The organism is Streptomyces sp. NBC_01268 (assembly GCF_036240795.1).
In the GTDB taxonomy this organism is placed as follows: domain Bacteria; phylum Actinomycetota; class Actinomycetes; order Streptomycetales; family Streptomycetaceae; genus Streptomyces.
The window spans coordinates 5,110,846-5,136,318 of sequence record NZ_CP108454.1; the positions used below are offsets into that span (position 1 = coordinate 5,110,846).

23 protein-coding genes are annotated in these 25,473 nt (G+C 72.1%); 18 read left to right on the forward strand and 5 right to left on the reverse strand.

Features of this window, described 5'->3' with window-relative positions; all coding sequences use genetic code 11:
* Nucleotides 1–383 precede the first annotated feature (383 nt).
* Together OG309_RS23085 and OG309_RS23090 are read left to right on the forward strand one after the other, a co-directional pair.
* Nucleotides 384–1,073 carry an RNA polymerase sigma factor gene (locus OG309_RS23085; RefSeq protein WP_329428505.1) on the forward strand — a complete coding sequence of 230 codons (690 nt, stop codon included), beginning with the start codon at nucleotides 384–386 and terminating at the stop codon, nucleotides 1,071–1,073.
* A complete protein-coding gene (locus OG309_RS23090) occupies nucleotides 1,073–2,161 on the forward strand; it encodes a hypothetical protein (RefSeq protein WP_329423338.1) in 1,089 nt (362 codons plus the stop codon). Before OG309_RS23085 ends, OG309_RS23090 begins: the two co-directional genes overlap by 1 nt.
* A gap of 156 nt (nucleotides 2,162–2,317) precedes the next feature.
* Here OG309_RS23090 and OG309_RS23095 read toward each other — a convergent pair whose 3' ends face one another.
* Nucleotides 2,318–3,214 carry a L,D-transpeptidase family protein gene (locus tag OG309_RS23095; RefSeq protein WP_402545380.1) on the reverse strand — a complete coding sequence of 299 codons (897 nt, stop codon included), beginning with the start codon at nucleotides 3,212–3,214 and terminating at the stop codon, nucleotides 2,318–2,320.
* Between the two features lie 199 nt (nucleotides 3,215–3,413).
* Between OG309_RS23095 and OG309_RS23100 the strand changes: the two genes are divergently transcribed.
* The 3 genes from OG309_RS23100 (at nucleotide 3,414) to OG309_RS23110 (ending at nucleotide 6,868) form a co-directional block, all read left to right on the forward strand.
* Nucleotides 3,414–4,994: an acyl-CoA mutase large subunit family protein gene (locus tag OG309_RS23100; protein ID WP_329423340.1), complete on the forward strand. Its 1,581-nt coding sequence runs from the start codon at nucleotides 3,414–3,416 to the stop codon at nucleotides 4,992–4,994.
* A gap of 350 nt (nucleotides 4,995–5,344) precedes the next feature.
* Complete coding sequence (gene leuE, locus OG309_RS23105; RefSeq protein ID WP_329423341.1) at nucleotides 5,345–5,998, forward strand: leucine efflux protein LeuE; 654 nt, start codon at nucleotides 5,345–5,347, stop codon at nucleotides 5,996–5,998.
* A 48-nt stretch (nucleotides 5,999–6,046) separates the two neighbouring features.
* Nucleotides 6,047–6,868, forward strand: a complete 822-nt coding sequence (locus OG309_RS23110; RefSeq protein ID WP_329423342.1) for a MerR family transcriptional regulator — start codon at nucleotides 6,047–6,049, stop codon at nucleotides 6,866–6,868.
* 61 nt (nucleotides 6,869–6,929) lie between these two features.
* Here the strand turns inward: OG309_RS23110 and OG309_RS23115 are convergent, their stop codons facing one another.
* The gene (locus tag OG309_RS23115; protein ID WP_329423343.1) at nucleotides 6,930–8,234 is read right to left on the reverse strand and encodes an alpha-2,8-polysialyltransferase family protein; all 1,305 of its coding nucleotides are present in this window, start codon (nucleotides 8,232–8,234) and stop codon (nucleotides 6,930–6,932) included.
* Complete coding sequence (locus OG309_RS23120) at nucleotides 8,231–9,322, reverse strand: glycosyltransferase family 2 protein (RefSeq protein WP_329423344.1); 1,092 nt, start codon at nucleotides 9,320–9,322, stop codon at nucleotides 8,231–8,233. The genes OG309_RS23115 and OG309_RS23120 overlap by 4 nt, the downstream gene beginning before the upstream one ends.
* Nucleotides 9,323–9,521: 199 nt before the next feature.
* Here OG309_RS23120 and OG309_RS23125 point away from each other — a divergent pair, with 199 nt between their 5' ends.
* From OG309_RS23125 to OG309_RS23180, 12 genes are all read left to right on the forward strand, one after another.
* Nucleotides 9,522–10,814 (forward strand): DUF6716 putative glycosyltransferase, encoded by a 1,293-nt coding sequence (locus OG309_RS23125; RefSeq protein WP_329423345.1) that lies wholly within the window; start codon nucleotides 9,522–9,524, stop codon nucleotides 10,812–10,814.
* Entirely contained in the window at nucleotides 10,814–12,010 is a 1,197-nt protein-coding gene (locus tag OG309_RS23130; protein WP_329423346.1) for an acylneuraminate cytidylyltransferase, read from the forward strand. The genes OG309_RS23125 and OG309_RS23130 overlap by 1 nt, the downstream gene beginning before the upstream one ends.
* A 26-nt stretch (nucleotides 12,011–12,036) precedes the next feature.
* Nucleotides 12,037–12,930: an N-acetylneuraminate synthase family protein gene (locus OG309_RS23135; RefSeq protein ID WP_329423347.1), complete on the forward strand. Its 894-nt coding sequence runs from the start codon at nucleotides 12,037–12,039 to the stop codon at nucleotides 12,928–12,930.
* Nucleotides 12,927–14,132 carry a hypothetical protein gene (locus OG309_RS23140; protein ID WP_329423348.1) on the forward strand — a complete coding sequence of 402 codons (1,206 nt, stop codon included), beginning with the start codon at nucleotides 12,927–12,929 and terminating at the stop codon, nucleotides 14,130–14,132. Before OG309_RS23135 ends, OG309_RS23140 begins: the two co-directional genes overlap by 4 nt.
* Nucleotides 14,133–14,248: 116 nt before the next feature.
* Nucleotides 14,249–15,481, forward strand: a complete 1,233-nt coding sequence (locus OG309_RS23145; RefSeq protein WP_329423349.1) for an amidohydrolase — start codon at nucleotides 14,249–14,251, stop codon at nucleotides 15,479–15,481.
* Between the two features lie 303 nt (nucleotides 15,482–15,784).
* On the forward strand, nucleotides 15,785–16,843 hold the full coding sequence (locus OG309_RS23150) for a BMP family lipoprotein (RefSeq protein WP_329423350.1): 1,059 nt from the start codon (nucleotides 15,785–15,787) through the stop codon (nucleotides 16,841–16,843).
* A 193-nt stretch (nucleotides 16,844–17,036) separates the two neighbouring features.
* Nucleotides 17,037–18,674: an ABC transporter ATP-binding protein gene (locus OG309_RS23155; RefSeq protein ID WP_402545458.1), complete on the forward strand. Its 1,638-nt coding sequence runs from the start codon at nucleotides 17,037–17,039 to the stop codon at nucleotides 18,672–18,674.
* Nucleotides 18,671–19,786 (forward strand): ABC transporter permease, encoded by a 1,116-nt coding sequence (locus OG309_RS23160; RefSeq protein ID WP_329423351.1) that lies wholly within the window; start codon nucleotides 18,671–18,673, stop codon nucleotides 19,784–19,786. The genes OG309_RS23155 and OG309_RS23160 overlap by 4 nt, the downstream gene beginning before the upstream one ends.
* Nucleotides 19,783–21,045 carry an ABC transporter permease gene (locus OG309_RS23165; RefSeq protein WP_329423352.1) on the forward strand — a complete coding sequence of 421 codons (1,263 nt, stop codon included), beginning with the start codon at nucleotides 19,783–19,785 and terminating at the stop codon, nucleotides 21,043–21,045. The genes OG309_RS23160 and OG309_RS23165 overlap by 4 nt, the downstream gene beginning before the upstream one ends.
* On the forward strand, nucleotides 21,042–21,446 hold the full coding sequence (locus OG309_RS23170; protein WP_329423353.1) for a cytidine deaminase: 405 nt from the start codon (nucleotides 21,042–21,044) through the stop codon (nucleotides 21,444–21,446). Before OG309_RS23165 ends, OG309_RS23170 begins: the two co-directional genes overlap by 4 nt.
* A gap of 91 nt (nucleotides 21,447–21,537) precedes the next feature.
* The gene (locus OG309_RS23175) at nucleotides 21,538–22,815 is read left to right on the forward strand and encodes a thymidine phosphorylase (protein WP_329423354.1); all 1,278 of its coding nucleotides are present in this window, start codon (nucleotides 21,538–21,540) and stop codon (nucleotides 22,813–22,815) included.
* A 116-nt stretch (nucleotides 22,816–22,931) separates the two neighbouring features.
* Nucleotides 22,932–23,522, forward strand: coding sequence for a Uma2 family endonuclease (locus OG309_RS23180; RefSeq protein ID WP_329423355.1), 591 nt, complete (start codon nucleotides 22,932–22,934; stop codon nucleotides 23,520–23,522).
* On the opposite strand, the gene OG309_RS23185 is transcribed toward OG309_RS23180, so the two are convergent.
* A complete protein-coding gene (locus OG309_RS23185) occupies nucleotides 23,515–24,162 on the reverse strand; it encodes an HAD family hydrolase (RefSeq protein WP_329423356.1) in 648 nt (215 codons plus the stop codon). The two genes, OG309_RS23180 and OG309_RS23185, sit on opposite strands and share 8 nt — an antisense overlap.
* 35 nt (nucleotides 24,163–24,197) lie before the next feature.
* Here OG309_RS23185 and OG309_RS23190 point away from each other — a divergent pair, with 35 nt between their 5' ends.
* On the forward strand, nucleotides 24,198–24,503 hold the full coding sequence (locus OG309_RS23190) for an STAS domain-containing protein (protein WP_329423357.1): 306 nt from the start codon (nucleotides 24,198–24,200) through the stop codon (nucleotides 24,501–24,503).
* Between the two features lie 3 nt (nucleotides 24,504–24,506).
* Here OG309_RS23190 and OG309_RS23195 read toward each other — a convergent pair whose 3' ends face one another.
* On the reverse strand, nucleotides 24,507–25,466 hold the full coding sequence (locus OG309_RS23195; protein ID WP_329423358.1) for a sigma-70 family RNA polymerase sigma factor: 960 nt from the start codon (nucleotides 25,464–25,466) through the stop codon (nucleotides 24,507–24,509).
* Nucleotides 25,467–25,473 lie beyond the last annotated feature (7 nt).

Consider the following 25,473-nt stretch of genomic DNA (forward strand, 5'->3'; position numbering starts at 1 on the left):
GGCAAAAGAAAAGGGCGCCCGTGACGAGCGCCCGAAAAGTGCCGAGAGGTCCCGGAAGGACCCCGGGAGGATCCCGGAAAAGGAAGACGACCGGGGCCGCCACCCCCCACAGGAGAGGCCCCGGTCGTCGTCCGCGGAGCCGCAGCACGGCCCCGTACTCCTAACAGCGCCGCCTCCGCGATTTCTGTCACACCGGGGCGCGCTCCCCTCCGTGTCCCGCCGCATCCCGGTCGCGCCCCGCCGTCTCCGACGGAAGTTGCGCGTTGTACAAAGAGCGGACCCGCGTGGACGCGGCGCCCGAAAAGGACGTAGCGTTCTGCTGCGCCCGGGCGGCGCGCGGTGACGACCAGCCGCGATGGCGCGACGACGAACAGGTGTGGGGAGTGCTGGGGGACGACGCGGAGCTGACCGCCGCAGTGCTCGCCGCGCAGAACGGCGACGAGGACGCCTTCCGCACCGTCTACCGCGCGGTGCACCCCCGGCTCCTCGGTTACATACGCACGCTGGTCGGCGACGCCGACGCCGAGGACGTCGCCTCGGAGAGCTGGCTCCAGATCTCCCGCGACCTCGACCGCTTCGGCGGTGACGCCGACCGCTTCCGGGGCTGGGCCGCCCGCATCGCCCGCAACCGCGCCCTCGACCACATCCGGATGCGCGGCCGGCGCCCCGCGATCGGCGGCGACGAGACCGAACTCACCGACAAGCCCGCCGACTCCGACACCGCGGGCGAGGCCCTGGAAGCCCTGGCCACCGGCCGCGCCATGGACCTCATCGCCCAGCTTCCGCAGGACCAGGCCGAGGCCGTCGTCCTGCGCGTCGTCGTCGGCCTGGACGCCAAGAGCGCCGCCGACACCCTCGGCAAGCGCCCCGGCGCCGTCCGCACCGCCGCCCACCGCGGCCTCAAGAAACTGGCCGAACTCCTCGGCGCGGCCGGTGTCGCGGACCCCGAGGACCCCGAGGCGGATCCCGCCGCTCCACTGGACGGCGTACCTCCGCAGCGCGGCCGCCGCCCGGGGGTCACCGCCCCCGGCGGTGTGACGCAATCGCGCGCGCGGACGCAGAAGGACATGTGATGGCCGACGAGCGGTACCAGTGGCTCGACCAGGAGGCCGCGGAGCGGCTGCTGCGCGGCGAGCCGGTCGATCCCGCCGACGACGCCGACGCCGCGTCCCGGGCGCACGCCGCACTCCTCGCGCGGACCCTCGACTCGGCCCGCACCCCCGTCGCCGTGCTCGGCCCCGACGGCGAACTCCCCGGCGAGGCCGCGGCTCTGGCCGCCTTCCGCAAGGACACCGCCGAGCGCACCGCCGCGGCCGCCGCCGCCCGCTACGCGACGCCCGCCGGGCCCGCCGCCGCGCCCGAACTCGGCTCCGTACGGATCGCGCCCGCCCCCTCCGGGCACCGCTGGGGCCGCTCCCTGCGCTACGGCCTGGCCGCCGCGCTCGCCGCCGTCACCGTCGGAGGGGTCGCCGTCGCCGCCGGTACGGGCATGCTGCCGCTGACCGGGAACCCTGCGCCGGCCCGCTCCGTGAGCGCCGTCGACACCCCGGACGGCTCGGGCGGCACCGGACCCGCCGTCCCCGGATCGCCCAGCGGCGGCACGGGCTCGGCGATCCCCTCCGAACCCCTGGAGCACGAGACCGGCACCGCCACCCCCGGCGCCACCGACGGCCCGACCACCGCCACGGCCGGGCCCGGCGGCGGCTCCCCCTCCCCGGACCGGACCACGGGCGGCCTCGGCGAGGACGACGACGAGCGCCGGAAGACGCTGAAGGCCTGCCGCGAGTTCCAGGACGGCAAGCTGGCCGACAGCGGCCGGCAGCGGCTCCAGAGCGCGCTCAGGAACGGCGAGACCGTCAAGCGCTACTGCACCCGGGTCCTCTCCGGCAGCCCCGCGACCGGCTCCACCTCCCCCGGCCGGACCCCCTCGGGCGACGGCGCCGACGGCGGCGGTGACAAGGGCGGCGGCTCGAACGGCGGCTCCGACACGGGCGGCTCGGACGGCGACGACAAGGGTGACCGAGGCGACGACAAGCACCACCCCGACGCCCCCGGGAACCCCGACGGCAAGCCCGGCGCGAAGCCGGGGAAGAAGCCCGGCGCGAAGCCCGGCAGCGACGACGGGAAGCCCGACGGGCACGGCCCGCACCACCGGGTGTGACGTTTTTCGACCCGCCGGCGCAGTACTGAGTGAGCCGACTGGTCATCGGCGAGCGCAACGAGCCGGGGTTCCCCCCGTACCTTCGGCTCAGCGCACCGGCGCGGGTGGGACACGTTCCCCCGGTCCCGCCCGCGCCCCTTCCTCCTCAGCCCCCGGCTACCAGTGCACGACGACCTTGTCGCCCACCCGCACCTGGTCGAACAGCTCCGACAGCTTCGCCTTGTCCCGTACGTTGACGCAGCCGTGCGAGGCGCCGGCGTAGCCGCGGGCCGCGAAGTCCGCCGAGTAGTGCACCGCCTGGCCCCGGCTGAAGAACATCGCGTACGGCATGGGCGTGTGGTAGATCGTCGACGTCCACTTCCGCGCCTTCCACTCGACCTTGAACAGGCCCTCGCGGGTCGGGGTGTTCTCCGAGCCGAAGCGCACGTCCAGCGACGAGACGACCTTGCCGTCGATCATCCAGGCCAGCGTCCGGCTCTCCTTGCTGATGCACAGCACCCGTCCGGTCATGCAGCGCGGGTCGGGGGTGTCCAGCTTGTTGGTGGTGGACGGCTTCAGCTCGTCGGCGGTCGGCTTGTGCGTCATGGCGACCAGCTTCTGCCAGGTCGTCTCGTCGACCGAGCCGGTCTGGGGCAGCCCCCGCTTCTTCTGGAAGGACTTCACCGCGCCCGCGGTCATCGTCCCGTAGAAGCCGGTGGGCGCCCGGTCGAAGTAGCCGGCCTGCCGCAGCCGCGCCTGGAGCTCGCGGACCTGCTCGTTCTCGTCGCCGTCGCCCATCAGGGCCTTGGGCGCCGGGGTGCCCTCGGTCGCGGAGGGCGTGGGGGACGACGGGCCCGACGAGGGCGACGACGGGTCCGAGGACGGCTTGTCGTCCGACGACGGGGTCGCCGAGCTCGCCGGGGGAGCGCTCGTCACCGCGGCCGGTGGCGCCGCCGTGCCGCCGCCACCCCCGCCCGCACCCTGCGGCCCGCAGCCGGCGACGAGCGCGACGGCTGCCAGGCCCAGCGCCACTCTGCGTACCACTGCACCGCGTATGACGGACGATCGCTTCATGAGAGCCCCCCGGGAAAGTCGTGTGTACCCAAGGGATGATTCCCGGCCGCGCGCGGTTGCGCACGTGACCGAATCGAGACGGGCATGCTGTGAGGAAGGTCCCAGCGGGCTGCTCTCCTCCCTGTCGCACGGCCGGGGTTACAGTCCGTCGCGACGGGACCGTACCGCTGAGTAGCAAGCTGATCGGGAGGCACACCACATGGCGCGCGAGTCGGAGTCGGGGCTGCCCATCGAACCGGTCTACGGACCGGACGCCCTGGACGGATGGGACCCCGCCGAGAAGCTGGGCGAGCCGGGCGCCTACCCCTTCACCCGCGGCGTGTACCCCTCGATGTACACCGGGCGGCCCTGGACCATGCGCCAGTACGCCGGTTTCGGCACCGCCGTCGAGTCCAACGCCCGCTACAAGCAGCTCATCGACAACGGCACGATGGGCCTGTCCGTCGCCTTCGACCTGCCCACCCAGATGGGCCACGACTCCGACGCGCCCCTGGCCCACGGCGAGGTCGGCAAGGTCGGCGTCGCCATCGACTCGATCGACGACATGCGGGTCCTCTTCGACGGCATCCCGCTCGACAAGGTCTCCACGTCGATGACCATCAACGCGCCCGCCGCGCTGCTGCTGGTGCTCTACCAGCTCGTCGGCGAGGAGCAGGGCGTCCCGGCCGACAAGCTGACCGGCACCATCCAGAACGACGTGCTCAAGGAGTACATCGCCCGCGGCACGTACATCTTCCCGCCCAAGCCCTCGCTGCGGCTGATCGCGGACATCTTCCAGTACTGCAAGGCCGAGATCCCGAAGTGGAACACCATCTCGATCTCCGGCTACCACATGGCCGAGGCCGGTGCCTCGCCCGCGCAGGAGATCGCGTTCACGCTCGCCGACGGCATCGAGTACGTCCGCACGGCCGTCGCCGCCGGCATGGACGTGGACGACTTCGCGCCCCGCCTCTCCTTCTTCTTCGTCGCCCGGACGACCATCCTGGAGGAGGTCGCCAAGTTCCGCGCCGCCCGCCGGATCTGGGCCCGGGTGATGAAGGAGGAGTTCGGCGCGAAGAACCCCAAGTCGCTGATGCTCCGCTTCCACACCCAGACCGCCGGCGTGCAGCTCACCGCGCAGCAGCCCGAGGTCAACCTGGTCCGGGTCGCCGTCCAGGGCCTGGCCGCCGTCCTCGGCGGCACCCAGTCCCTGCACACCAACTCCTTCGACGAGGCCATCGCGCTGCCCACCGACAAGTCGGCCCGCCTCGCACTGCGCACCCAGCAGGTGCTCGCGTACGAGACCGACGTCACCGCCACCGTCGACCCCTTCGCCGGCTCCTACGTCGTCGAGCGGATGACGGACGACGTGGAGGCCGCGGCCCTGGAGCTGATGGCGAAGGTGGAGGACCTGGGCGGCGCCGTCGACGCGATCGAGCGCGGCTTCCAGAAGAGCGAGATCGAGCGGTCCGCGTACCGCATCGCGCAGGAGACCGACAGCGGCGAGCGGGTCGTCGTCGGCGTCAACCGCTACACCGTCGACGTCGAGGAGCCCTACGAGCCGCTGCGCGTCGACCCGGCGATCGAGGCCCAGCAGGCGGACCGGCTGGCCAGGCTCCGCGCCGAGCGCGACCAGGCGGCCGTGGACGCCGCCCTGGCCGAACTGCGGAAGGCGGCCGAGGGGACGGACAACGTCCTCTACCCGATGAAGACCGCCCTGAAGGCGCGGGCCACCGTCGGAGAGGTCTGCGACGCGCTGCGCGCGGTGTGGGGCACGTACGTCCCCACCGACGCGTTCTAGGCCGCGCCCCGAAGTCCGGGCCGGCGGAAGCAAGCGCCCGGCCCTGCCCCTCCGGACCCGGCCCGAGGGCGCCGTCCGGCCCAGCGGGCCGGGAGCCGACGGGGCCACCTGGGCTCGTCCGCCGCGCCCGCCGGGGGACGCGGCGGGGACGCGCGGCGCGCCTCACCCTGATGGGCGTCCGCAACGGTCTGATGCTCACGGCCGCCCTGCTCTCCTGCAGGCGCCTGTGGCGGGCGACGGCCGCGGACGGGATCCGGGCGGAGTAGCGGAGAACCGGCGAAGGGACCGGACCATTCCGCATAGCGAAACCCGAAGGCGGAGTGTCGCACTCACGTGCGAGACTCCGCTCCATGCTGGGTGTCACCGATCTGCCGACCTATCTCGCCGGGCTCGTCCTCATCATTCTCCTGCCGGGGCCGAACTCGCTGTACGTACTGTCCGTCGCGGCCCGCAAGGGCACCCGGACCGGATACCAGGCCGCCGCCGGAGTCTTCACCGGCGACGCGGTCCTCATGACGCTGGCCGCCCTCGGCGCGGCCTCGCTGCTCCAGACCACGCCCCTGCTCTTCATGATCGTGAAGTACGCGGGCGCCGGCTACCTGGCGTGGATGGCGTACGGGATGCTGCGCTCCGCCCTCGCGATGTGGCGCACCCGGCACGAGGCGGCCGCGGAGGCCGCCGCCGAGCCGGACGCGGGCCCGTCCGAGCACCCGTACCGGAGGGCGCTGATCATCAGCCTCTTCAACCCCAAGGCGATCCTCTTCCTGATCTCCTTCTTCGTGCAGTTCGTGGACCCGTCCTACGCCTACCCGGCGCTGTCCTTCCTGGTCCTCGGCACCCTGCTCCAGCTCGGCAGCTTCCTCTACCTGACCACCCTCATCTTCAGCGGCACCCGCCTGGCCGCCGCCTTCCGGCGCCGCAAGCGCCTCTCCGCCGGCGCCACGACCGCCGCGGGCGCCCTCTTCCTGGGCTTCGCGGTGAAGCTGTCGACGGCCGGGGCCTGACCACGGCTTGACCCTCACACCGTGTGAGGCCGTTCTCTCAGGGACATCATGTTCGCCATCGGAGACTTCGCCCGGCACGGGCGGGTGTCGGTCCGGATGCTGCGTCACTACGACGCCATCGGACTGCTGCGCCCGGCCCGGGTCGACCCGCACAGCGGCTACCGCTTCTACGAGGCGGGGCAGCTCGCGCGGCTCAACCGTGTCATCGCGCTCAAGGACCTCGGCTTCACGCTCGACCAGGTGCAGTCGATCCTCGACGAGCAGGTGGGCGCGGAGGAGCTGCGCGGGATGCTGCGGCTGCGCCAGGCCGAGCTGGAAGCGGCCCTGGAGCAGGCGCGGGCTCGGCTCGCCCAGGTCGGATCGAGGCTCCGAGCCATCGAGAGCGAGGGACGCATGTCCACTCAGGACGTCGTCGTCAAGAAGGTCCCGGCCGTGCGGATCGCGGAGCTGAGCGGGATCGCGGCCAGCTTCGAGCCCGAGCACATCACGCCGGTCATCGGGCCGCTGTACGAGGAGCTGTGCGGGCGGCTGGAGGGCGCGGGGGTCACCGGGTCCGGCCCCGGCATCGCCTACTACGAGGACGCCGGGCGGGGCGACGGCTCGGTCGTCGTGCACGCCGCGATGACGGTGCCCGAGGGCACCGCCGTCGAGGGGGTGGAGGTGCTGGTGCTGCCCGGCATCGAGGAGGCGGCGACCGTCGTGCACCGGGGGCCGATGGAGACCCTGCTGCCGACCGTGCAGACCCTGGCCACCTGGATCGACACCAACGGCTACACCTCCACCGGCTACGCCCGCGAGCTGTACCTGGAGTGCCCGGAGGACCGGACGAAGTGGGTGACCGAGTTCCAGGAGCCGGTCAGCCGGGTCTGACCGGCCGGTTGCCCGGCCGGGAGGCGGCTCGCCGGCGGCCGGGTCCGGCCGTCTGGGGGGGCTAGCCGCCCAGGGCCCGTCGCTTCAGCTTCAGGGCGCGGCGGGCCAGCCGGCGGATCTTCGGGTGGCGGGGGACCGGGAGGCCGCCCGGGAGGCCCAGGGAGGTGAGCCGGCGGCGGGTGAAGTGGTACCGGGTGCGGGCCGCCAGCGGGCCGGACAGGTGCCGTACCGCCGGCTCCCGCAGGTCCGCCCGCACCTTCGGCTGCATCGCGAAGCCCACCGCGGCGACCAGCCCCGCGAGCTCCTCGGTGGTCAGCGGGGCGGTCTCCTCCCCGTCCTCCAGGGCGGGGACGAGCGCGTCCACCAGGGCCAGCGGGATCCGGTTGCTGTTCTGGTACGGGGTGAGCCGGGCCAGCAGGGGGCGGGTGCCGACCCGGGCGGTGGCGATCCCGTAGAAGGCGCTCGCGGTGAGCAGTGCCGTGGAGAAGCAGCCCACCACCAGCGCGGGCCGCAGCTCCCTGTACAGCACCTCGGCGAGCACCGGGCGGTCCAGGACGGTCAGTTCGGCGCCGAGTGCCTCCGCCTCCCGGACCAGGGCCCGCGACCAGGCGTCGGGGGCCGTGGGGTGCGGCTTGAAGACGAGTCGCCGGTGGCCGCGGGCGACGGCGCCGCGGACCATCCGCAGGTGCAGCTCGCCCTCCTCCTCGGGGGTGAGGAGGGAGAGCGCCGCGAGGTACTGGCCGAGCAGCAGGGCGGGGCCCTCCTGTGCGGCGGCGGGCCCGGCCAGCTCCTCGACGACCTTGGTGAACGCCTCGGTCGGCACGGTCTCGGCGACGGCGCCGAACTCGGCGAGCAGCAGCGGGGCGAGGTCCGGCACCAGGTCGAGGTGGAGGAGCCGGCGCACCCGCTCGCCGACCAGCGGGTCGATCTTGTTGCGGGTCGGCCCGTAGCTCATCAGGCCGTCGGCGTAGACGTCGACGGCGGCGTCCGGGAAGAGCTGGGCGATCGTCAGCGCGGGTGCCACCTGGAGGGATTCCAGGACGAGTTCGACCCGGTCGGTGCCGAGTCCCCACAGCAGTCGCAGGTGGCGCTGGAGCATCGGCAGGTCGTCTGCGCGGGGCGTCCAGCCGCCGGGGTGCAGCGGCTCGATCGTCTCGTTCCAGTCCAGGACGCCGTCGAAGCGGTCGCGCAGCCGCTCGAAGCCGGGCATCCGGTCGAGCGGGGTGGCCGTCTCGGGGACGGCGGCGTTGGTGGTGACGAGCAGCAGGCGCCGGTCGGCGGGGCGGAAGCAGCCGCTGTCGAGGGCGGCGGCGAGGGTGGCGGCGCCGTAGAGGGTGGAGGCGCAGAAGATCTGGGTGGTGCTCATGCGGCTCCCGCCTCCTTGACGGTCGGGGCGGAGGGGGAGGCCGGGGTGCTCGGAGCGGCCGAAGTGGCCGAAGTGGCCGAAGTGGCCGAAGTGGCCGAAGTGGCCGAAGCGGTCGGCGTGGCCGGCGTCGTCGGGCGGCGGCGCTTCAGGCGGCGCAGGGCGCTCGCCCGGTCGTCGCCCATCGCGGTGAGCGCCTCGCCGAGGACGTCCTGGGGGAGGCGGCGCAGTGCGCCCGCGCTCATCGAACGCAATTTCCGCGCCACTTCCGGTTCGAATTTGGCCATGTTCCCGATGTGGTGGGAAATCACCGCGCAATAGGTGCGGACGGCCTTCGGGAGAAGCCTGTCCGCATCCGGATCGCTCATTGTTTCTTCGATCACCTGGTCGAATGCGCGAATGAAATCGAGCTGCCGTACGTCGCCGATCTGCGTGAGCGAGGTGGCGACTCCTCGCCGGTAGAAGATTCCCAGCTCACCGGTGACGGCGAAGGATTCCGCCTCCCGGTGCAGCCGCCAGATCCACGGCCGGTCCTCGGCCGTCCGCAGCCCGTGCGAGAAGTGCAGCAGCCCCCGGTCGAGCAGCCGCCGGCGGTACAGCCCGGCCCAGGCGTACGGGTAGTCCACCGAGGTCGTCCGGTCCGCCGGCAGGATCGCGTCCCGCGGCCGCAGCACCTCGCCGCGCCGCCCCACCGGCACCCGCCGCACCGACCGGCTGCGCCCGGTGACCCGGACGTGGTCGGTGCGCAGGAAGTCGCAGCCGAGGCCGTCGAGGGTGGCCACCAGCCGCTCGTAGCAGCCGGGCGCCACCCAGTCGTCGCCGTCCAGGAAGGCCAGGTACTCGCCCCGGGCCGCGTCGAGGCCGGTGTTGCGGGCGGTGGCGAGACCCTCGTTGCGCGCGTGCCGGATCAGCACCGCCCCCGGGATCTCGCGCACGGCCCGGTCCAGGAGCTCCGCGGTCCCGTCGGTCGAACAGTCGTCGACCAGCAGGAACTCGAAGTCCTCGCGGGCGTTGGCGCGCAGGCTTCTGAGGGCGTCGGGGGCATATGTCTGCACGTTGTAGAACGGCACGACGACGGAGAGCTTGACCACGCGGCCGACGCTAGGCGCCGCCCCGGCATTCGTCCTGACCGAGAGAGGGATGCCCGGTGAACACAAAGCGGCGGGCCCCTTAACCACCCCGGACCCGATCCCCTTTCTGTCCGTTTCCCGCAATGCGTCATGGTGCTGTTAACCATTTGTTGTGGCCCAGTTGGGCCGCGAATCCCCCGGCCCTCCTAGCGTCCTCGACGTGCCATCACGTACCGATCGAGCGGCGCGCGTCGCCGTACTCGCCGACTCCGACACCCGGTGGAAATGGGGCGTGCTCACCGCCCGCAGAATCACCACCGGAAGCCCGGAGAACGCCGCATCCGAAGGCCCCACGGGATTCGTCCTGCGCGGCCGGGCCACCCCCACCGCACGGCAGCTCGCCGAGACCGGCGTGTCGGACGTGGCCCCGCGCGAGGTCACGGGCGCGGAGTTCCTGCGCGAGGTGCGCGACGGCGCCTACGACGTGATCGTCCTCGCCCTCGTCGGCGGCACCGTCCGGGCCATGCTCCAGGGCCTCGCGGAGCTCTCCGCGGCCCGCCGCCCGGTGATCGTCACCGGCTACGTCGGCGTCGTCTACGAGAAGCTGGCCGACGGGCTGCTGCTGCGCCACGGCGCCGATGTCGTCCTCGCCAACTCCCGCCACGACGCCGAGCGTTTCCGCGCCGTCTACGAAGGGGTCGGCGCCGGCGCGGACGCGGTCGTGGAGGCCGCCCTGCCCTTCCTCGGCGGCGCCCCGCACGCCCCCGAGCCCGGCCGCGACACCCTCGTCTTCGCCGCCCAGCCCTCCGTGCCCGCCACCAAGGCCGAACGCGCCTACGTGCTGCGCCGCCTCGTCGAGCACGCCCGGCTGCACCCGGACCGCGAGGTGCTGCTGAAGCTGCGCTCCAAGCCCGGCGAACACACCACGCACCTGGAGGAGTTCCCGTACCAGAAGCTGGTGCGCGACCTGACCGTGCCGCCCAACTTCCGCCTCGTGTACGGGCACATGGGCGAGGTCCTGGACCGCACCGACCTGCTGGTCACCGTCTCCTCGACGGCCGCCCTCGAAGCCCTGCACCGGCGGATCCCCACCGCGATCCTCACCGACCTCGGCGTGCGCGAGGCGCTCGGCAACCACCACTTCATCGGCTCGGGCCTGCTCACCTCCTTCGACCGCCTCGACGCGCGGGCCGTGCCCCGCCCCGACGAGGAGTGGCTGGCCCGCCAGGGCGTCGCCGCCGACTCCCCGTACGAGAAGGCCTTCGACGCCGCCCGCGCGCGGGTCGCCGCACTGCTCGACGGGCCCCCGCTGCCGCCGCTCGCCCCCTACTACACGCCCGAGACCGCGGGCGGCTACCTGCCGACGGTCCTCGCCCGCCACCGGCTCGACCTCACCGCGCCGGAGCCCCGCGAGAGCGGCGTGCGCCGGATCGTCCGCGAGGCCGCGCGCGGTGCCTACCGCCACGGCGTGCAGCGCGTGGCCCCCGTCATCCGCCGTCTGGGAGAGATCTGATGACACCGCCGACGCCGACCGTCCTCGCCGTGATCCCCGCCCGGGGCGGCTCCAAGGGCGTCCCCGGCAAGAACCTGGCCACCGTCGCGGGACTGCCGCTGGTCGCCCGCGCCGTCCGCGCCTGCCTCGGCGCCCCCCGCGTCACCGACGTCGTCGTCTCCACCGACGACCCGGGCATCGCCGACGCCGCCCGCTCCTTCGGCGCGGAGGCGGTGCACCGCCCGGCCGCCCTCTCCGGCGACACCGCCACCAGCGAAGCGGCCGTCCTGCACGCCATGGACGCCTTCGAGGCCACCTCGGGCCGCCGCCCCGACGTCGTCCTGCTCGTCCAGTGCACGAGCCCCTTCCTCACCCCGGACGAGGTCGACGGCACGGCCGCGAGGATCACCTCCGGCGCGGCCGACTCGGCCTTCACCGCCGCCCCCTCGCACGGCTTCCTGTGGCGGGAGGAGCCCGACGGTGCGACCGCCACCGGCGTCAACCACGACAAGGCGCACCGCCCCCGCCGCCAGGACCGGACGCCCGAGTACCTGGAGACCGGCGCCGTGTACGCCATGGCCGCCGAGGGCTTCCGGACCCACCGGCACCGCTTCTTCGGCCGCACCGCCCTCGTCGTCACCGACCCGGCCCGGGTCCTGGAGATCGACGACCCGCACGACCTCGCGCGGGCCCGCGCCCTCGCCCCGCTCCTGGACTCCGCGGCCGGCCCGACGCTCGACGACGTCGACGCGGTGGTCCTCGACTTCGACGGCACCCAGACCGACGACCGCGTCCACATCGACGCCGACGGACGCGAGTTCGTCTCCGTCCACCGCGGCGACGGCCTCGGCATCGCGGCCCTGCGCCGGGCCGGCGTCCCGCTGCTCATCCTGTCCAGCGAGCAGAACCCCGTCGTCGCCGCCCGCGCCCGCAAGCTGCGCATCCCCGTGCTGCACGGCGTGGACCGCAAGGACCTCGCCCTCAAGCAGTGGTGCGACGAACAGGGCGTCGACCCGCAGCGGGTGCTCTACGCCGGCAACGACGTCAACGACCTGCCCTGCTTCCACCTCGTCGGCTGGCCCGTCGCGGTGGGCAGCGCCCACGACTCCGTACGGGCCGCCGCCCGTGCGGTCACCGAGACCCCCGGCGGCTTCGGAGCGATCCGCGAGATCGCCGCCTGGCTCCTCGGACCCGAGCTCCACACCCCCGCACGCTGATCCCCCGATCTCCCGAAGGAACCCTCATGAGCACCCGCCTCCGCACCCTCGGCAGCAAGACCGCCGGCCCGGGCCACTCCGTCTACATCACGGGCGAGATCGGCATCAACCACAACGGCGACCTCGAGAACGCCTTCGCGCTCATCGACGCGGCCGCCGAGGCCGGCTGCGACGCCGTCAAGTTCCAGAAGCGCACCCCCGAGATCTGCACCCCGCGCGACCAGTGGGACATCGAGCGCGACACCCCCTGGGGCCGGATGACCTACATCGACTACCGCCACCGCGTGGAGTTCGGCGAGGACGAGTACCGCGCCATCGACGAGCACTGCGGGAAGCGCGGCATCGACTGGTTCGCCTCCCCGTGGGACACCGAGGCCGTGGCCTTCCTGGAGAAGTTCGACGTCCCCGCCCACAAGGTGGCCTCCGCCTCCCTCACCGACGACGAGCTGCTGCGCGCACTGCGCTCCACCGGCCGCACGGTGATCCTCTCCACCGGCATGTCCACCCCGAAGCAGATCCGGCACGCCGTCGAGGTCCTGGGCAGCGACAACATCCTGCTCTGCCACGCCACCTCGACCTACCCGGCCAAGGCCGAGGAGCTCAACCTGCGCGTGATCCAGACGCTGCAGGAGGAGTACCCGAACGTCCCGATCGGCTACTCCGGCCACGAGACCGGCCTGCAGACCACGCTCGCCGCCGTCGCCCTCGGCGCCACCTTCGTCGAGCGCCACATCACCCTCGACCGCGCCATGTGGGGCTCCGACCAGGCCGCCTCCGTCGAGCCGCAGGGCCTGCAGCGCCTGGTCCGCGACATCCGCACCATCGAGGCCGCCCTCGGCGACGGCGTCAAGAAGGTCTACGAGTCGGAGCTCGGCCCGATGAAGAAGCTCCGCCGGGTCCAGGGGCTCGTCGCCGCATGACCGGGCAGCTGGCGTTCGTCGAGAGCCCGGTCCAGCTTCTGAACGTCCTGGAGTGGGCCCACACGGCGGCCCTCCAGGACCCGCCCCGCCTCCAGGCGGTGCCGCCCCAGCCGACCCGCCGCGCACCCGTGCCGGCGACCGGCGACCGGGACGGCGGCCGGACCGGCGGCCAGGACGGCGACCGGGGCGGCACGCCCGTCCCAGCCGCCCCGGCCGCCCCGGCCGCCCCGGCCGCCGGGCCCGGCCGTACCGGCCCCGGCGACCTCACGGTCGTCGTCCTCTCGCCCACCGACCCCATGTCCCGGGGCCAGTTGCGCCGGATGGCCCAGCTCGCCCGGGACGAGGGCGTCACCGTGAGGTGGCAGGAGGCCCGCCAGGGCCGGGGGGCCGTCGTACGGACGCTCAGGGAGCTCGCCGGGCCGCTGCGCTCGGCGGACCGGGTGATCGTCGGGGACCCGTTCTCGCGCTACGTCCAGCTGCTGCTCACCCTGTTCGGCCCCCGCCGGGTCACCGTCGTCGACGACGGCACGGCCACCATGGAGTTCGCCGCCCAACTGGCGCGCGGCGAACGCCTGGTGCGCTGGCACCGACGGGGCAGCCGGGGCCCGCGCGAACTGGTGCTCGCCCCGGTGACCTCGATGGCCCGCCGCAAGCTGGCCCCCGGCCGCCACCGCACGGTGGAGATCTTCACCTCGCTGCCGGTCGAGCCGCCGCCGGGCACCACCGTGCTCGTCAACGACTTCTCCTGGACCCGGGCCCGGTTCGGCCCGCCCCGGCTGACCCGCGGGGCCGACCTGGTCGGCACCTCGTTGGTGGAGACGGGTGTCGTCGACCCCGACGAGTACCTGCGGGCCGTGACCGTGCTGGCCCGCACCCACGGCGCCACCCGCTACTTCGCACACCGCCGCGAGAGCGCCGAGAAGCTGCACCGGATCGCGGTGGAGACCGGCCTGGAGGTGGTCCGTCCCGATCTGCCGCTGGAGCTGATCGCCCGCCGCGGGCCCATCGGGCGCACGGTCGTCAGCTTCCCGTCCACGGTCGTGCACACCCTGCCGCTGGCCCTGGCCGGCACGGGCGTGAAGGTGGCCGTCTGTGAGATCGCCCCCGAGTGGCTGCGGGAGAACGCCTCACCGCGCGCCCAGGGCTTCCTCGCGGGCGTCGCCGGGACCGCGACCCGCACCGAAAGGCTCGAATTCGGGTAAGCGTACCCACAGAGGGTGACCACCATGCCTGCGGAACCGGGATTCTTTCCCCTAACGGGTTGAACTTTTCGTGATCAACGGGCAGTTGATCTTTCTTGGGGCCTATCCTTCAAAAGGTGAACCAGTTGAAGTCCCGTGAGCCCGGCCCCGACGCGGCGCCCGCAGCGCTGCCCGGAACGCTGTCCGACCCCCTGCGCGGCGAACTGATCGCGTTCCGCAGGGACTTGCACATGCACCCCGAGCTCGGCAAACAGGAATTCCGCACCACCGCGGCGATCAAGGCCCGGCTGGAGGCGGCCGGCCTGGCGCCGCGGGTGCTCGCCACCGGCACCGGTCTGACCTGCGACATCGGCACCTGGGACGGTCGGCGGCCGATGCTGGCGCTCCGCGCCGACATCGACGCGCTCCCCATTCCCGACACCAAGTCCGTGGAGTACCGCTCCACCGTGCCCGACCGCGCCCACGCCTGTGGCCACGACGTCCACACCACCGCCGCCCTGGGCGCCGGACTCGTCCTCGCGGAGCTGGACCGGCAGGGCCGCCTCCCGGCCCCCGTGCGCCTGATCTTCCAGCCCGCCGAGGAGGTGCTGCCCGGCGGCGCCGCCGACGCGATCGCCTGCGGCGTCCTGGACGGTGTCGGCCGGATCATCGCCGTGCACTGCGATCCCCGGGTCGACGCGGGCCGGATCGGGCTGCGCGCCGGTCCCATCACCTCCGCCTGCGACCGCCTGGAGGTCACCCTCGACGGCCCCGGCGGACACACCGCCCGGCCGCACCTGACCACCGACCTGGTCACCGCCGTCGCCCGGGTCGCCGCCGACGTGCCCGCGGTGCTCGCCCGCCGGGTCGACGCCCGCTCGGGCCTCTCGCTCACCTGGGGCCGCATCGAGGCCGGTCACGCGCCCAACGTCATCCCGCAGCACGCCGAGCTCTCCGGCACCGTCCGCTGCCTCGACCTGCCGTCCTGGCGGGACGCCCCGGACCTGGTGCACGCGGCGATCGACGAGGTCGCGACCCTGCACCGGGCCAAGTCGACCGTCGACTACGTCCGCGGCGTCCCCCCGGTCGTCAACGACCCGGTCGTCACCGAGCTGCTCCGCGACGCGATGGCCGCCCGGCTCGGGCCGTGCGCGATCGAGGACACCGAGCAGTCCCTCGGCGGCGAGGACTTCTCCTGGTACCTGGAGCACGTCCCCGGCGCCATGGCCCGGCTCGGCGTCCGCGTCCCCGGCGACACCCGGGTGCGCGACCTGCACGCCGGCGACTTCGACGTGGACGAGCGGGCCATCACGGTCGGGGTGGAGCTGTTCACGGCGGCGGCCCTGCTCGACGCGGCCTCCGGGAGCTGACACCGGGTGTTCACAGAAGCGCCGATTACCGGACTTTAAGTACGACTTAATGGCTGGCCGGTCTTCGTTCCTCCGTCCGGCCCAGCCCCCGGCGTGTCGGTTCGGGCCCCGGCCCGAGCACCCGTACCAGCGTGTATGACGGGCCGTATCGGGCCGGATGCCGGGGGTTGCCAGTTGGCCGGTTCGCGTCGATCCGATAACGACTCATGAACGGGTCTTTAACTGACATCTACGCGCGTTACGATCGCCGCGAAACCAGCGCCGGAAGAGGCGCTTTCGGTCAGTCTCGAAGGGACCCTCCTCTTGCGCCGGATCACCAGGATCACCACGGTAGGCATCGCCTCCGCGGCCCTCGCCCTGTCCGCCACCGCCTGTGGCAAGTCGTCGACGGACTCCGGTTCGAGCTCCAGCTCCTCCGCCGGTGCCACCAAGGCCGCGATCGCGTACGACATCGGCGGTCGCGGTGACCAGTCCTTCAACGACGCCGCCTACGCGGGTCTGCAGAAGGCCGAGAGCGAGCTCGGTGTCAAGGGCGCCGAGGCCGAGCCGTCGCAGGGCGAGAGCGACGCCGACAAGGTCGCGCGCCTCACCTCGCTGGCCCGCGCCGGCAACAACCCGGTCATCGGCGTCGGCTTCTCCTACGCCCCGGCCATCGCGAAGGTCTCCAAGTCCTTCCCGAAGACCACGTTCGGCCTCATCGACGACACCTCGGTGACCGCCCCGAACATCGCCAACCTGGTCTTCAACGAGGAGCAGGGCTCCTACCTGGCCGGCGTCGCCGCCGCCAAGGCCTCCAAGACCGGCACGGTCGGCTTCATCGGCGGTGTCGAGGTTCCGCTGATCAAGAAGTTCGAGGCGGGCTTCGTCCAGGGCGTCAAGGACACCAACCCCAAGGCGAAGGTGCTCACCCAGTACCTGACCCAGCCGCCGAACTTCGACGGCTTCTCGAAGCCCGACCTCGGCAAGGCCGCCGCCCAGGGTCAGCTCGACAAGGGCGCCGACGTGATCTACGCCGCCGCCGGTCTCGCCGGCTCCGGCGCCATCGAGGCCGCCTCCGCCGCGGGCAAGTGGGCCATCGGCGTCGACTCCGACCAGTACAAGCAGGCGGGTCTGGCCGCGTACAAGAACCAGATCCTGACCTCGGTCACCAAGGACGTCCAGGGCTCGGTCTACAACGTGATCAAGTCGGTCAAGGACGGCAAGCCGCAGACCGGTGAGATCCGCTACGGCCTCGCCACCAACGGCGTCGGCCTGGCCGACTCCAACCCGGCGTACGTCAAGATGACCGACGTCACCGCCGCCGTCGAGAAGGCGAAGAAGGAAATCGTCGACGGCAAGATCACGGTCAAGACCACTCCGTAAGGACATCCAGGTCACGACCTGAGCCCGGGCCCGGGTCCGGTGGCACCCCCCACCGGACCCGGGCCCCGGGCCCGTTCCCGTACGGGTTTTCACTTTTCGGCAGCGCTACGCGTGTAGATGTCTCCCTGGCACGATAACTTCGCCCCGCCCTGCCCTCCCCGCTCCCACTCCTTCCGGCCAAGGAGAGTGCGTCATCAACGCGTCCAGCCCCCCTGCCGTAGAACTGCACGGCATCACCAAGCGATTCCCCGGCGTCGTCGCCAACAAGGACATCGCCATCACGGTCCGCAAGGGCACCGTGCACGCCCTCATCGGCGAGAACGGTGCCGGCAAGTCGACCCTCATGAAGATCCTCTACGGCATGCAGAAGCCGGACGAGGGCACCATCGCGGTCGACGGCGAGCAGGTCACCTTCTCCAGCCCCGGTGACGCGATCGCCCGCGGCATCGGCATGGTGCACCAGCACTTCATGCTCGCCGACAACCTGACGGTCCTGGAGAACGTCGTCCTCGGCGGCGAGAAGCTCCACGGCATCGGCGCCAAGGCGCGGAAGAAGATCCAGGAGATCTCCGACGCGTACGGTCTCGGGGTCCGCCCCGACGCCCTCCTGGAGGACCTCGGCGTCGCCGACCGGCAGCGCGTGGAGATCCTCAAGGTCCTCTACCGCGGCGCGAAGATCCTCATTCTCGACGAGCCGACCGCGGTCCTCGTCCCGCAGGAGGTCGACGCACTCTTCGACAACCTGCGCGAGCTCAAGTCCGAGGGCCTCACGGTCATCTTCATCTCGCACAAGCTGGGCGAGGTCCTGAAGGTCGCCGACGACATCACCGTCATCCGCCGGGGCACCACGGTCGGCACCGCCGACCCGAAGACCGCCACCACCAAGCAGCTCGCCGAGCTGATGGTCGGCAGCGAGCTGCCCTCCCCGGAGACCCGCGAGTCGACGGTCACCGACGTGGCGATGCTCAAGGTCGAAGGCCTGACGCTGCTGGAGAGCGGCGCCTCCGGTGCCCCGCTGACCACCGCCGCCCCGGCCGACCCGTCCGCGACCGTCACCGTGCACGAGGAGGCCGCGGTCGGCCGCAAGCTCCTCGACGACATCTCGCTCACCATCCACAAGGGCGAGATCCTCGGCATCGCCGGTGTCGAGGGCAACGGCCAGACCGAGCTCATCGAGGCCCTGATGGGCATCGCCAGCCCCGACACCGGCGTCATCACCCTCGACGGCGACGACATCTCCAAGGTCTCGGTGCGCAAGCGCCGCGAGGGCGGCATCGGCTACATCCCCGAGGACCGGCACCGCCACGGCCTGCTCCTGGAGGCCCCGCTCTGGGAGAACCGCATCCTCGGCCACGTCACCGAGGCGCCCAACTCCAAGCGCGGCATCCTCGACCCGAAGGCCGCCCGCAAGGACACCGAGCGGATCGTGCGCGAGTACGACGTGCGCACCCCCGGCATCGACGTCACCGCGGCCTCGCTCTCCGGCGGCAACCAGCAGAAGCTGATCGTCGGCCGCGAGATGAGCCACAACCCCAAGTTCCTGATCGCCGCCCACCCCACCCGCGGTGTGGACGTCGGCGCGCAGGCGCAGATCTGGGACGCGATCCGGGACGCCCGCCGCGACGGCCTCGCGGTGCTGCTGATCTCGGCCGACCTCGACGAGCTGATCGGCCTCTCCGACACCCTCCGTGTCATGTACCGCGGCAAGCTGGTCGCCGACGCCGACCCCGCCACCATCACGCCCGAGCAGCTGGGATCCGCCATGACCGGCGCAGCCACCGGCCGCCTCGAAGGCACCGAAGAGCAGCCCGAAGACGGTGACGCCCGATGATGAAGATCGACAAGGACAAGCTGATCATCGGGGCCGCCGGCCCCGTGCTCGCCCTGGTCACGTCCTTCGTGCTCACCGTCCTGGTGCTGCTCGCGACGGGCCTCGACCCGATCGAGCCGATCCGGCTGATGATCGAGAACGCCGGGTACTCCGACGTCCAGGTCCTCATCGTCAATCAGACGGGGATCTACTACCTGGCGGCCCTGGCCGTGGCCATCGGCTTCCGGATGAACCTCTTCAACATCGGTGTCGAGGGCCAGTACCGCCTCGCCGCGATGGTCTCGGCGCTGGTGGGCGCCGCCGTGGACCTGCCCGGTCCGCTGCACATCCTGCTCATCGTCGTCGTCGCCATCGCGACCGGCGCGATCTGGGCCGGCATCGCGGGCATCCTGAAGACCACCCGGGGCGTCTCCGAGGTCGTCTCCACGATCATGCTCAACGCCATCACCACCTCCCTGGTGGCCTGGCTCATCCTGCCCAAGAACTTCGGCGTCCAGCCCGCCGGCTCCAACGACCTGACCACCGGTCAGATCGCCGAGTCCGGCTGGTTCCCCGGCATCGACATGGGCGACGGCGGCCAGATCTACGGCTTCACCTTCGTCGCGCTCGCGCTCGGCGTCGTCTACTGGTTCGTCCTCAACCGCACCCGCTTCGGCTTCGACCTGCGCGCCACCGGTGAGAGCGAGTCCGCGGCCCAGGCCAGCGGCGTCGACGCCAAGAAGATGATCCTCACCGCGATGCTGATCTCGGGCGGCCTCGCCGGTCTGGCCGGCATGCCGATCCTGCTCGGCGAGTCGCACACGTACAGCCTGGCCTTCCCGGTCAACGTCGGCTTCACCGCCATCACCGTCGCCCTACTCGGCCGCAACCACCCGGTCGGCATCCTCTTCTCGGCCCTCCTCTTCGCGTTCCTCGACAAGGCGTCCTCGAACCTCGACGTCTCGGGTTACCCGAAGGAGATCACCCAGATCATGCAGGGCATCATCGTGATCGCCGTGGTCGTCTCCTACGAGCTCGTCCGCCGTTACGGCACCCGTCGCCAGCAGCAGAAGGTCGGCGAGGAGCTCGCCGCCGGCGGCGCCATCAAGACCGACAAGGAGGTCTCGGCATGAGCACCGGCACTGTCGCCAAGCCGAGCGCCGCGCCCAAGAAGGCCGGACGCCGCAAGCTGACCTGGCCCTGGATCCTGCTGATCGTCGCGGCCGGCCTCGTCCTCTTCTCGCTGGTCCGGGTCGTCTCCGGCGCCGACGACCTCACCTCCGTCGGCCAGATCTCCGGCGCGCTCCAGCTCGCCGTGCCGATCGCCATGGCCGGTCTCGGCGGCCTGTGGGCCGAGCGCGCGGGCGTGGTCAACATCGGCCTCGAAGGCATGATGGTGCTCGGCACCTGGTTCGGTGCCTGGGCCGGCTACCAGTGGGGCCCGTGGACCGGCGTGCTCGTCGGCATCCTCGGCGGCGCGATCGGCGGCCTGCTGCACGCGATCATCACCGTCACGTTCAACGTGAACCACATCGTCTCCGGTGTGGCGATCAACATCCTGGCGGTCGGCTTCACCCAGTACCTGTCGAACTTCACCTTCGACAAGGCCGAGGGCGGCTCCTCGAAGCAGTCCCCGCGCATCGATCCGATCACCGACATCACGATCCCAGGGCTCTCCGACTGGCTGATGGACCTCCAGCAGAAGCACTGGTTCCTGATCTCGGACGTCGCCGGCATCCTCGGCGGCCTGGTCACCAACCTGTCGTTGCTGACGATCGTGGCCGCCCTGCTCATCCCGGCCACCTGGTGGCTCCTCTGGCGCACGGCCTTCGGCCTGCGGCTGCGCTCCTGCGGTGAGAACCCGGTCGCGGCCGAGTCCCTGGGCGTCAACGTCTACAAGTACAAGTACATCGCCGTCGTCGTCTCCGGCGGCCTCGCCGGCCTCGGCGGCGCGTTCCTCGCGATCGTCTCCACCGGCATCTACCAGGAGGGCCAGACCGGCGGCCGCGGCTACATCGGTCTCGCCGCGATGATCTTCGGCAACTGGATGCCCGGCGGCATGGCGCTCGGCGCGAGCCTGTTCGGCTTCACCGACAGCCTCAAGCTGCGCGGCGGCGCCGAGAACGTCCACGCGCTGCTGCTGCTCGTCGCGCTGCTGCTCGTGATCGCCGCGCTCTGGCAGCTGTACCGGAAGAAGTACGTGGTGGCGGCCGTCTCCGCCGGCTTCTCCGCCGCCTTCTTCCTCTGGTACTTCCTGACCGACGAGGTCCCGAGCCAGTTCGTCGACGCCGCCCCGTACATCACCACCCTGCTCGTGCTCGCCCTCTCGGCGCAGCGCCTGCGGATGCCCAAGGCGGACGGCTTGCCGTACCGCAAGGGCGAGGGCAAGTGACGACCCAGCTCCCGGAGGCCGACTGGGACCTGCTCCGGGAGACCGCCCGCGAGGCGATGTCCCGCGCGTACGCCCCGTACTCGGGCTTCCCGGTCGGTGCGGCGGCGCTCGTGGACGACGGGCGCGTGGTCTCCGGCTGCAACGTGGAGAACGCCTCGTTCGGCCTCGCCCTGTGCGCCGAGTGCGGCCTGGTGTCGCAGCTCCAGGCGACCGGGGGCGGCCGGCTGACGCACTTCGTGTGCGTGGACGGCAGCGGCGGCCCGCTGGTGCCGTGCGGCCGCTGCCGGCAGCTGCTGTACGAGTTCGGGGGACCCGAGCTCGTCCTGGAGACGCCCGCCGGCCGCAGCACGCTGGCGGAGATGCTGCCGCAGGCCTTCGGCCCGGACCACCTGAGCAAGTAGCACGACGGAGCGGCCCTTCCGCCACCATGGAGGGGCCGCTCCCGCCTTCCCACCCGTATCACCCTCTATGCGCGTAGAAAGAGGCTCCACCATGGACGTCATCTCCGTCATCCGCACGAAGCGGGACAAGGGCGAGCTGAGCCCCGAGCAGATCGACTGGGTCATCGACGCCTACACCCGCGGCGAGGTCGCCGACGAGCAGATGTCCGCCCTGGCCATGGCGATCCTGCTCAACGGCATGAACCGGGACGAGATCGCCCGCTGGACCGCGGCGATGATCGCCAGCGGCGAGCGCATGGACTTCTCCTCCCTCTCGCGCCCCACCTCCGACAAGCACTCCACCGGTGGCGTCGGCGACAAGATCACCCTGCCGCTCGCCCCGCTGGTCGCCGCGTGCGGCGCGGCCGTGCCGCAGCTCTCCGGCCGGGGCCTCGGCCACACCGGCGGCACCCTCGACAAGCTGGAGTCCATCCCGGGCTGGCGGGCGCTGCTCTCCAACGAGGAGATGCTGCACGTCCTGGACACCACCGGCGCGGTCATCTGCGCGGCGGGCGACGGCCTGGCCCCCGCGGACAAGAAGCTCTACGCGCTCCGTGACGTGACCGGCACGGTGGAGGCCATCCCGCTGATCGCCTCCTCGATCATGTCGAAGAAGATCGCCGAGGGTACCGGCTCGCTCGTCCTCGACGTGAAGGTCGGCACCGGCGCCTTCATGAAGAACATCGAGGACGCCCGTGAGCTGGCCTCCACGATGGTGCAGCTCGGCACCGACAGCGGTGTGAAGACCGTCGCGCTGCTCACCGACATGTCGACCCCGCTCGGCCTCACCGCGGGCAACGCCCTGGAGGTCCGCGAGTCCGTCGAGGTCCTCGCGGGCGGCGGTCCCCAGGACGTCGTCGACCTCACCATCGCCCTCGCGCGCGAGATGCTGACCGCGGCCGGCATCAAGGACGCCGACCCGGCGAAGGCCCTCGCGGACGGCTCCGCGATGGACGTCTGGCGCCGCATGATCGCGGCCCAGGGCGGCGACCCGGACGCGACCCTCCCGGTCGCCCGCGAGCAGCACGTCATCACCGCCCCGTCCTCCGGCGTCCTGACCCGTCTCGACGCCTACGACATCGGCATCGCCGCCTGGCGCCTGGGCGCCGGCCGCGCCCGCAAGGAGGACCCGGTGCAGGCCGGCGCGGGCGTCGAGCTGCACGCCAAGCCGGGCGACACGGTCACGGCGGGCCAGCCCCTGCTGACCCTCCACACGGACACCCCGGAGAAGTTCGACTACGCCCTGAAGTCCCTGACGGCGGCGTGGGACATCGCCCCGGCCGGCACCTCGTTCACGGCGAACCCGATCGTGCTGGACCGCATCGCGTAGCCAGGAGATCGCCCCTGGCATGTGCCAGTGACACCTTCGGGTGAACGGGACCGGTAGCCCCCCGCCGGTCCCGTTCGGCATGCTGGGATCGGTGACGACCGATTGAGGAGCACACCATGAGCGCACTCACCGTCGACCACTCGTCCCACGGGTACGGGTGGAGCGATCTCGTCCGGCTCTGGGAGGGGACGGACGCACCCGAGGGCTGCAAGGTGGAGATCATCGAGGGGATCATCACCGTGTCACCGCCGCCGTCCAACAAGCACAACTACATCGCCGACAGGATCCAACGGGCGCTCTACAGGGTCATTCCCGACGACTGGGGGATCTATCAGACGCTCGGTACGACAGTCCCGTCCCGCCAGGGGCTGTTCATCCCTGACCTGGCCGTAGTGCCTCAGAAAGTCCTGCACGGAGAAGGCGGCCACTTCGTCGCTGCCGACGGTGCCGAGATGATCGTAGAGATCACGTCGCCGTCGAATGCGGCCACCGACCGCATCACGAAAGCCGCCGGATACGCGCATGCCGGAGTGCCGCTCTACCTACTCGTCGACTCCTTCGCGCCCGGCGGGCCCACCGTCACCCTCTACGGCGAGCCGAAGGGCGACGTCTACCGCGTCCTGAGCGCCGTCCCCTTCGGCGAGGGCATCCACCTCCCCGCCCCCTTCGACCTCACCCTCGACACCGCCGACTTCCCCGTCAGCTGAGCAGCCCCACCAGGTCCCGCATGTCGTCGAAGACCACCGTGCCCGGCCCCGCCAGGCGGTCGGCCCGGGTGAGCCCCCCGGCGTAGCCGAAGGCGCGCATGCCGGCGGCGCGGGCGGCCTGGACGCCGTACGGGCTGTCCTCGACGACCGCGCAGCGCTCGGGCGGGACGCCCATCGTGGCGGCGGCGTGCAGGAAGAGGTCGGGTGCCGGCTTCGGGTGGGGGACGTGGCGGGCGCTGAAGAGGCGGCCCTCGAAGCGGTCGAGGAGGCCCGTGCGGGTGAGGTTGGCGCGGATGCTCTCGGGGCTGCCGTTGGAGGCGAGGCAGAAGGGGACGTCGAGGGCGTCGAGGACGTCCGTGATGCCCTCGACCACGGTCAGCTCCGCGTCCAGCGCCTCCTCGTAGCGGTGCCGGAAGGCGTGCTGCCAGTCCGGGGCCAGGGTGCGGCCGGCCCGCTCCTCGACGAGCGTCGTGAGGCGCTTGTGGGAGACGCCGATGAAGAGCTCGGCCATCTCCGTCTCGGTGAACTCCGCGCCCACCTCCGCGAAGACCTCCCGGTCCACCCGGCAGTAGACGCGCTCGCTGTCGACCAGAACACCGTCACAGTCGAAGATCACCAGTTCGACACGATCATGAGTCATGGGCCGAGCCTAAGGGGCGCCGCAAGAGCGGCGCGATGAGTTACGGGGGCGGCGGCGGTCTGCCTGGTGTGGACACCCATCGCACTCTCGAACTGCGGCTCACGGGCCGCACCGATCCGGACGAGCTCGGGCGGCTCTGCGCCCTCCTCGCCGCCGCCGAGCCCACCGACGTGGTCTGCGAGCTCGGCGGCCTCGGCCGCCGGGCCGACCTCGGCGTCGTGGACGCCCTGGCCCGGCTGCGGCTGGCCGCCCGGCGGCGCGGGCACCGGCTCACCTTCCGGGGAGCCGGGCCCGAGCTGCGCGCCGTGCTCGGCCTCGTCGGCCTCGACGGACTGCTCTGAGGGCTACGCCTCCAGCCGCGGCGGCAGGTCGAACAGCGGGAACCAGCGCTTGGTGTCCAGGAAGAAGTCCATCCCGCCGACCTTCCCGTCGTGCAGCTGGAGCACGATCAGCGCCCACGGGGCGAAACCGCCCTCCGGGTCCGGGTGGTAGTGCGCGAAGGCCGGCGAACCGTTCGCCACGGTCGGCACCAGCTTCGAGCCCCGGCACACCTCGCCGACCCCGAGCATCCAGCCCACGATGTCCTCGTGGCCGCGCAGCCACAGGTCGTAAGGCGGCATGGACATCGTCGCGTCCTCGTGGAGGAGCGCGGTCAGCGCCTGCATGTCGTAGCCCTCGAAGGCCGCCACGTACCGGTCGAGGAGCGCCTTCTGCTCCTCGTCCAGCGGGTCCGCCGCGTCCGAGGCGGCCGGCGCCTGCTCGGCCAGCGTCGCCCGGGCCCGCTGGAGCGCGCTGTTGACGGAGGCGACGCTCGTGTCGAGCAGCTCGGACACCTCGCTCGCCTTCCACGCGAGGACCTCGCGCAGGATCAGCACCGCCCGCTGCTTCGGCGGCAGGTGCTGGAGCGCCGCCACGAAGGCGAGCCGCACGGTCTCCCGGGAGACCGCCGTCTCCGCGGGGTCGGCCACCGAGGGCAGCACCCGCCCGTCCGGCACCGGCTCCAGCCAGGTGATCTCGGGGCGCTCGTTGAGCCGGGCCTGCGCCACCGGCGTCGGATCCGTGAGATCCATCGGACGGGCCCGGCGGTTGCCCGCGTTGAGGGAGTCGAGGCACACGTTGGTGGCGATCCGGTACAGCCAGGAGCGCAGCGAGGAACGCCCCTCGAAGGAGTCGAGCGCACGCCAGGCGCGCACCATCGTGTCCTGCACCGCGTCCTCCGCCTCGAAGGCGGATCCCAGCATCCGGTAGCAGTAACCCGTCAGCTCCGTACGGTACTTCTCCAGATCGTCGGTCAGCACGTCCATCGGCCCC